The organism is Parachlamydia sp., assembly GCF_050255895.1.
GTDB classification, from domain to species: domain Bacteria; phylum Chlamydiota; class Chlamydiia; order Chlamydiales; family Parachlamydiaceae; genus Parachlamydia; species Parachlamydia acanthamoebae.
Map to the genome: position 1 here is coordinate 1 of NZ_JBFWIR010000093.1, position 8,384 is coordinate 8,384.

General features: G+C 40.9%; 7 protein-coding genes. 1 reads left to right on the forward strand and 6 read right to left on the reverse strand.

Translation table 11 applies throughout. The features are described 5' to 3' along the window. The coding region (locus tag AB7E63_RS12535) for an FKBP-type peptidyl-prolyl cis-trans isomerase (RefSeq protein ID WP_428419608.1) at positions 1 to 770 on the forward strand (770 nt) is incomplete at its 5' end. 40 nt (positions 771 to 810) lie between these two features. On the opposite strand, the gene AB7E63_RS12540 is transcribed toward AB7E63_RS12535, so the two are convergent. The 6 genes from AB7E63_RS12540 to AB7E63_RS12565 all read right to left on the reverse strand — a co-directional run. Continuing rightward, a complete protein-coding gene (locus AB7E63_RS12540) occupies positions 811 to 1,380 on the reverse strand; it encodes a YqgE/AlgH family protein (RefSeq protein WP_006341894.1) in 570 nt (189 codons plus the stop codon). A 37-nt stretch (positions 1,381 to 1,417) separates the two neighbouring features. Further along, a complete protein-coding gene (locus AB7E63_RS12545; RefSeq protein WP_006341893.1) occupies positions 1,418 to 2,629 on the reverse strand; it encodes an MlaD family protein in 1,212 nt (403 codons plus the stop codon). 3 nt (positions 2,630 to 2,632) lie between these two features. Then, positions 2,633 to 3,403, reverse strand: a complete 771-nt coding sequence (locus AB7E63_RS12550; RefSeq protein ID WP_006341892.1) for an ABC transporter ATP-binding protein — start codon at positions 3,401 to 3,403, stop codon at positions 2,633 to 2,635. Next, positions 3,404 to 4,183 carry an MlaE family ABC transporter permease gene (locus tag AB7E63_RS12555; protein WP_013924594.1) on the reverse strand — a complete coding sequence of 260 codons (780 nt, stop codon included), beginning with the start codon at positions 4,181 to 4,183 and terminating at the stop codon, positions 3,404 to 3,406. A gap of 129 nt (positions 4,184 to 4,312) precedes the next feature. Then, a complete protein-coding gene (locus AB7E63_RS12560; protein ID WP_428419609.1) occupies positions 4,313 to 7,810 on the reverse strand; it encodes a translocation/assembly module TamB domain-containing protein in 3,498 nt (1,165 codons plus the stop codon). Continuing rightward, positions 7,810 to 8,384: autotransporter assembly complex protein TamA (locus tag AB7E63_RS12565; protein ID WP_428419610.1), on the reverse strand; the 575-nt coding region annotated here is incomplete at its 5' end. The genes AB7E63_RS12565 and AB7E63_RS12560, both read right to left, overlap by 1 nt.

Here is an 8,384-nt window from a genome sequence, read left to right on the forward strand (position 1 = left end):
AAATCGAAGCTTTAATTGCTGGCTTAGAAGCGCGCCAAAGAGGGATCAATCTCTCATCAGAAGATTTAAACGTTTTTTCTCGGCTCATAGAAAAAGAAAGGTTATTTTTAAGTCAAAAAAATTTGAATGCTTCAGAACATTGGTTAAAACAACTCACAACAGATGATAACATTCATTTCGTTGTTCCTTCTAAATTAGGCTATCTCGCCGTAAAAGAAGGAACAGGAAATACCTTAACAAATGAAAACGGTCACATTATAGCTAACTATATCATTAAAAAGTTTGACGATTTTTTTCCAGAAGCAGCAGCAAATCGAAAGTCATTGAATCTTTCTGAAGTAATTCCTGGGTTAGCTCAAGGTATGTTGGGTATGAAAGAAGGGGAAATTCGTACAATTTATATCCATCCTGACTATGCCTATGCAAATAGCTATCTTTTTGATCCTAACGTGGGTATAGAAGCGACCATCGAACTTGTTTCTATTTTATCCACTCCTTCTACGATTTCTCCTCTCCCTATACCTATGCAAAAGAGCCTTCCTAACATCTCTCAAGATGAGATTACAACCTTGCGGCTAAGAAATTCCTATGTTTTAGGTTGGAAGTTGTGGGATCATTTAAGATGGGGAGATAAGCAATTTAGTCTTCACGAGTTGATCAAGTATTTGAGATCCAATGAGACTGTGAAATTGCCACTTGAATGGCTTGATGAAATTAATCGCATTCATTGGAATCTGTATCAAGCCAAAAAACAATCTGTGACTGGATAAATGTGGCTGCTCTGTTAAAGCTGAGCAGCCACATTTTGCATTAATTGACTGTCAAATCTTCAGGGATCATGGAGAGTGAAGCATATTTGCCACCCATGTCGCGCAGGAGGGCCTGCCAAAGTTTTTCAGGTGGAGTGTCAAATAGGTGATGTGCCGAAGCTGGGTGTAAAAACCAATGGCTATCTAAAAATTCTCTTTCTAGCTGTCCAGCTCCCCAACCTGCATAACCAAAACAAAGGTGGATGTGAGGGCCTTGCTCATCCGAGATGGTCTCTTGCAAAAATTGCAGGTCACCGCCTAAGTAGACATTATCACAAATTTGTAGGGTTTGACTAGGAATACGGTTAGATGTATGTAAGAGCATCATTTGATTGGTTTGAACAGGTCCACCAGCTCGAATTCCCACATGAGGATTTGCGAGATTATTGATGTTGATAATCTCCTCAGGAAGTTCAAGTTCAAGGCTTTTGTTTACAATAATGCCAAATGATCCATTGGGATTATGCTCGCAAACTAGAACAACTGCTCGAAAGAAAATCCCACTATCAATTTCTGGCGTGGCAATCAAGAATGTTCCTTTTTGAATCTGCGAGTAGGGGGCATTTTCCATAATGATCCTTATCTTTTTTAGCTCTTACAAAAAGTTTTTAGGGACACACTTCACAACACATAGGCACTAACTCGGTTTTTTGTACTTCACAATCAACAACTTGCTGATTGTACATTTTTAAAGCTTCTTCTGTGGATGCAAGTCTTCTTAGAAGTTCTGCAAACACTTTTTTGTACTGCGCATTTTCCAGCAGACAAGGTGGGTTGCAGCCTGTTTCATCTAATACCATAGAGACTCTTGAAAGAGAAGTTGAGATTTTATCAATTTCATCATTGAAGAAATTGCGAAACTCTTGCGGTGAACACAGCTTTTGTAAGAGATTTAGCCGACGAGCACGCAATCTCTGCCATTGCTTATCCAAATGAAAGAGAATGCCGTAGTGATTAACATCATTCATGAGAATTTCTCCTTTGCTTAGGAGAGAGGAGATTTTAAGATTGAGATCATCTTTCATTAGCAATGTGCCAAGGCTTCCTTTGCCTTCTTTAATGGATGCAAACACTTCTTTCCCATCATTAGTCATGGCTTTAGTGTTCGATGTCGTGGAAACTAGGTTATCCAATAATTCGTCGACTTTTTCCCAAGATTCTCCAAATTTTTCTGTGACGTCATGCAGATTATTTAACGTTTCAGAAATGGTATCGGGTTTATTTAAGGCGGCTGTCATGTCGCTGAGATTTTGCATAGAATCTCCTAGATTACGCCACACATTTTCCTCTTCCATGGCATTAAGAGCTCTGCTAATGGAATCTAAGGCTAGATCGAGTTTTATAGCGACACCTTTCAAATCTTTAATTGTATCTTCGACAGAACCCGATTCGTTTGCATAAATCACTTGATCATTCACAATCTCAAGCTTTTGACCCTCTTTTGGTGGAAGAGGGGTAATCGCGACGGATCTTTCTCCGAGTAGGCCGGAAGTGCGTAAAGAAATTTCGTCTGTGTTAAATACGTTTACAGCGGAATCGACCAGCAACTCTAATTCATAAATATAAACATGCCCGTCTCGTCCAATTCTTTCTTCAATGGCTTCTTGAAGCTCACGAATGTCTGCTACTTCCCCAACTGGTTTTCCACCAAAATTGACGCGTGTACCAATGGAGATTTTATCAATGTCCGAGAATCTTACGCGTAGCCTTTTTCCCTCGTCACCTACGGATGGGTGTAAAAAAAGTAACATGAATATTACAATCGCAAAAGCGACGATAACAAAAATGCCGATGATTAAGTTTTTTGCTTGATCAGCCATGAATTAAGGTCTCCTAGTCTGCTGGCTACCGAGTAAATCTTTAGTTAGTATGGCATTTTCAAAAAATGCATGTAACAAGGGATCGTCGATTTTCATAAATTCTTCTTTGGGAGCAATTTGCGCGATTTTGCCATCATGATGAAAGGCGAGTCTGTCGCCAACTTCCATAGCAGAGCGAATATCGTGCGTGACGACAATACTGGTGGCTTTTAGTTCTTTTTTGGTCGTATTGATAAGGTCGTTAATTTGCATCGCGGTAATCGGGTCAAGGCCTGTCGTGGGTTCATCGTAGAGGATGATTTTGGGATGGTAAACAATCAAGCGGGCTAATGCCGCTCGTTTACGCATTCCACCCGACAGATCGGATGGCATTATATTTTCTGTGCCACTCAAACCAACAAGATCGAGAGCGTGGCTGACTCTTTCTTTGATTTCATTCTCAGATAAGCTTTTTTCATGTTGGTTTAAAAAAAAGGCGGTATTTTCTCCTACATTCATCGAATCAAATAAAGCGGAGCCTTGGAAAAGCATTCCCATGCGAGAAGGTGTATGACTTTTTTCAAGGGAAGTGATGGGCTCTCCATCAATTTCGATCGTGCCACTATCTGGCTGTTCAATGCCGATGATCTGCTTTAATAAAACGCTTTTCCCAACCCCTGATCTTCCTAGAATGACTAAAGTTTCTCCTTCAAAGACTTCAAGGTTGAGTCCTTTGAGAACCTCTAGTTTTCCGTATTTTTTATATAAGTCTTTTATAATAATTTGTTTGCGCATCTAAAACCACTTGCTAATAAAATCTGAAATATAGGGATAGGATCCATTCAACCCGATGGTGATGATGAAATTGCTAATCAATATAACGGAATAGCAGATCACAACACTATTTGTGGTGGCGCGGCCGACACCTGCAGCTCCTCCTCGCGTCGATAATCCCCTATAACAAGAAATGGTAATAATGATAATCCCAAAAATAAATGCTTTGATCAATCCACTTACCATGTCGAATGTTTTAATGTGAAGAGGGAGTGGATCTAAAAAAGTTGATGGGGGCATTTGATAATAATACACAGAAAGTAAGTAGCCGCCCAAAATACCCATGAGGCAGCTGAAAATCGTTAACAGGGGGAGCATGGTTGTTCCAGCGATAAAGCGGGGGGCGATCAGATAGCGTAAAGGGTTAACGGACATCGAGCGTAAGGCGTCAATTTGCTCGGTGACACGCATGGTTCCTAATTCGGCACACATGGAGGCTCCGACGCGGCCTGTCACCATAAAAGCCGTTAAAATGGGACCAAGTTCAACCATCATCGCCTTTGTTACCATTAAACCTGTGGCACTTGCTAATCCTTTGTCGGATAACTGAAAGAAAGATTGAGCAGCTAAAACCAGCCCGGTAGAAAATCCTGTGATGGCAACAACAGGAAGGGACATCACACCGATTTCGAACATTTGATCGCGGATCAAACTCCATGCGGGAGGACGCTTGATCGTGACCCAAATCACTTTTAAAATCAGAAGAAAGTAATCGCCAAGAGTGGCGAGCATTTTAGTCATTGTATTCATGCAGATAAAATTTCACTAGCGAAGGGTAAAAAAAGCATTTTGGGATTTAAGCCGATTGTATGCAAACAACCGTTTCGGGTCAAAAAAAATATGAGTTAATTTTTTTTTGAACTATATTCCTTAATAATCATATTTCCAGATGATATCAAAATGGCCATTTGCATCGTCACTGACACCTGCTTGCAGCTTGAAGTTTTTAATAATGCTTGTTTCAATATTTACTTCGTTGCTCTCGGATCCCATATTTTTACTCACAGAGACATACGTTCCACTTGTGATGTATTTACCCACTTCAAATGAAACATCCCCAGAATCTCCCTCACCACTTCTATTAATATCGATCCGATCGATCCCGGTTTGATTGCGAATGCGTGTGAGCAAATCAGGACCTTCTTGCTGCCGGCTCAGATCTGTTAAGGAAGCGGTTAGTTGGTCTCCCTGAAAAGGGGAAATTTCTGAAAGTCCTTTGCCAAAGAGGATCCAGGATAAAATTTCCTGTTGCGACATAGGGGGATTAGAATTGAGAGCAAGCGTAGGATTTTTAATGGGTCCCTTGACAATGACTTCTGCAACAATACGATGTAAATCCATTGAGCCAACTACATATAAAGTGGTATCGTTGCTTGGATCTCCTGCAAAGTTGACAGTTCCCTCTTTAATCAAGAACTGCTTCCCATTAAAGAGATAAGATCCTTTGACAATTTTAAGCTGCCCATCAAGGAGGGGATCATCTGCCGTCCCTTTTAAGATAAGATCGCCCTGCCACTCAGAGGTGAGGTTGGGAGCTCCAAAAGTCGCTTTTGCAGGCAGCTTAAGCTGAATATTTAACTTTAAAGGCCATTCAGATTTTTTGATTTGGGGAGAAGCAGGGAGAGCTTCTCCCGCAGGCACGTTAATGTAGGTGACTTCCACAGCATGTGCGACCTCAGAAATTTGATTAGGAAGCGTCATTTGCGTTTTATTTGAGGTCAAGGTTCCCGATAAAAGACCTTCTTCTTTATTGCCTTTAAGAGCGAGGGATCCACTAGCAATCGATTGAAAGAAATCCACATCCAGGAGCTGTAGCTTATTTAATTCAAATTGTGCATCGAAAGGAAAAAGAGGATCATTTAAAGACAGTCGACCAGTTCCTCTTATAGTTCCTTCATTCTCGTCCTTAGCAGAAAATTGCTCTAAAGTCATTTGTTGACCCGTGGCACTAATTTTGGCCGTAATTGAGCGAAGTATGGCTCCCGCATTAATACTTTCAAAAAAACCATTTTGTAAATCCACGTATCCACGCAGTTGAGGGGAGCTGAGTGTTCCCTCCATACCTAAATGAAGCTCCACGTCTCCATCAATTGAAATTTTATCTACAAATAACAGAGAGAGGATAGGAGAAAGGGGCCCTTTACCCCGTAAATTTGCCGAAAAAGGAAGATCCCGATCGATGTAGGCTTTGAATGGTGTAATGGAAAAAGTAAGCGGGATTTTAGCCTCTCCTTGGAGGGGATTTTTTTCTATTCCTATAATACGTCCCGTACACTCCAAAAGTTGATCGACGAGAGATGCCTGAAAAGAGATGTTAAAGGGAGGAAACTTGGTAAAGGCTTCTTCTTCAAGTTTTACATCTGTTAGCTCAAGGCTCAGCTGGCCTCTTGGTGATTCTGGGGATCCGAATAGGAAGATTTGTCCTGAGGCATTTCCTTTTAAGGGAAACTGGGGGGCAAATAAATGGACAGCCGCAAGTGGTAAATCATGAATGCGGAATGTACTTTGTAGAAAAGTTGGAGCATATTCTGTGGAGGCAAAAAAGTAGCCTGAGCCCATCGATAAGAAGAGAGGTGATATTTCGAATTTTTCGGCTGTCAACTTGATTTCAAAAGGATCGCGTAAAGAAATTGGTTGGTCTAAAGCTTCACCCGATAAAGAATCGAGTGTAATAATCAGCTCCTTTTGATAGCTCCATTTTCCATCAGACTTAATATGAAAGGGTTTTTGGTAATGGCCCTTTAGGTTAATTGAAAAAGGGGACACGGAGGTCTCTTGACTAAACGCACTTTTAAAAACCAACTCTTCTAGAGCAATATCTTCCCATGAGCCCTTTGATAATTCAACTTGAATGTCGCCACCAGGAGCCGTAAAAATATTCTTTGCTTCTAGCTGAAGATGTCCTTTTTGGGCCAATAGATGTTGGTAAGCCAGATTTTCTGCCCAAACATTCATGAAAAGATGGTCGCGATCGAGTGTGGCCTGAACTTCAGCTGTCCCTTCCCAATCAGGCAACCAGTCTGCAAGTGAAATTTTCGAGCTTTTTGCTTGTCCCTTAAAAGTCATCGTGCTGGGAAAAATAAGAAAGTCTCCCTCGATGTTCGATGAAGCATAATCGATGCTGGCATTAAAAAAATGAATAGAGTGATCAGGATTAAAATTGAGCAATGATTTTGCATGAAAAGGAATAAGTTCCTTTTTTCCTGTAATGGCAAGACGTCCAATGGAATCAGTAAAGGGAGAGACCGTCAATGAAATTTCGGGTTGATTAATGACCCATTCTTTTATTTCGAGGCTGTCTGAATAAAAGATGGCTTGTAAAGAGGGGGTTAGAAGAGGCCCTTTTATCGAAATATCCATTTCCGTTTCAGAGCTCAATTTAAGATCAGTCATTGAAAAAGGATTATCCGTAAATGCTGCATGGAAGGAGGTTTGACTCAATTCCAATTGAGAGTCCAGGCTAAGCGTTCCATAAAAATCAGCGAATTGTGTATTTCCTTCAATTGACTGAAAAGTGAGCATTTGATGTGGTAAATAAACAAAATTTCCTTTTGCGTATCCTTCCAAAAATAGTTGATCCGTGTTGGTTTGATTTGGTTCTGAAAGAACTTCTACGACGCCCTCCCATTGGTTGTCATTGCCGTTCGCGTCTAGTCTAAGGCTAAGGGTAGAGTTCTCAAGGAATGTAGGTTTTTGTAAAATTCCTTGGGAAGTTTCACTTAAAGTGATGAGAGCAAAATAATTGGAGTAATTTTTTTTCAAAGTAAAAGCGGCCGATGTCGTGGTCACAGAGGTATGAGAGGGTGTAATAAATAGTTCCCCTTTGGCTGAAGGGAATAAAGATTTTGAGGAAAATGCACCAACCAAAGCCACCCCTTTTTCAAACTCTTCGGCTTTCATATAGGTGTGAAGATTAAGTTTTTCAATCACAGATGGAGATAAATTAAATTGCTTGATTTCAAAGCGTCCCAATTTAATCGAGAAGGGAAGAGGCAATAAATCAGCCTCTGAAGAAGATGAAAAAGGAATTTCGGGCAGTGATTGAATAAATAGATGTTTGCAATAAACGTGTTGCAGATTGAGTTTTGAAGAAAGTAAACCAAAGGGATTAATGCAAGCTTCGATGTCTTCTGCGGATAGCCATGGGATGGAAGCATTTTTGGAATAAATTCTTACTGTTTTAGCCTGGATGGTGCAAGGATATTCAAGTTGAGGTGACTCGATTTCCACACGGAAATCACTGGAAGCTTCAAGATGTTTTAAAGCCATTTGCAAGACAGCATTCTTGACGGTCCCTTCTGGTAAAAGAGTGATAATAATTCCGCACAACAGTCCCAGGCATACAATAAAAAGAAGGAATTTTTTCATTAGAAAGCTTGCCCCACGCTTAAATAAATTTGATAGGCACTATCGACATGTTTGCGCCGGTTCAGAGGAAATGCAACATCCAGTCGCAAAGGTCCGACGGGGGTATAATAACGCAAACCCATGCCTACAGCATGCAAAAACTTGTGTTTTAATTCAGGTAGAGGAGATGCGTACACATTTCCGAAATCATAAAAACCGACCCAACCGAAGTCTTTTGTGGCATGAACTCGGGTTTCAAGAGAGTAGACCATCATGGAGCGTCCCCCGATAGGTTTATGTTTGTCGTTTAACGGGCTGACTGTTCGATAGGCATAACCTCTCAAAGTGGTTTCAGAACCCGCGTAAAAACGTTCCGAAGGAGGAATGGTGCGGCGTGGAGAACCTTGAATCGTTCCGAATGTTCCTTTCGCAGCCAAAACAATGCTTCCAGAGTGATTTAATGCGTGATAAATGGTCCCAGTTAGTGTGGTTGTGGCGTAGGCAAATTGCGGTTTCAAAACCTGTAATGTGGGAATTAAACGATAGTAAATAGAATGTCCTTTAGTAGGATCTAAGAGACTGTCGACAGTTGTCC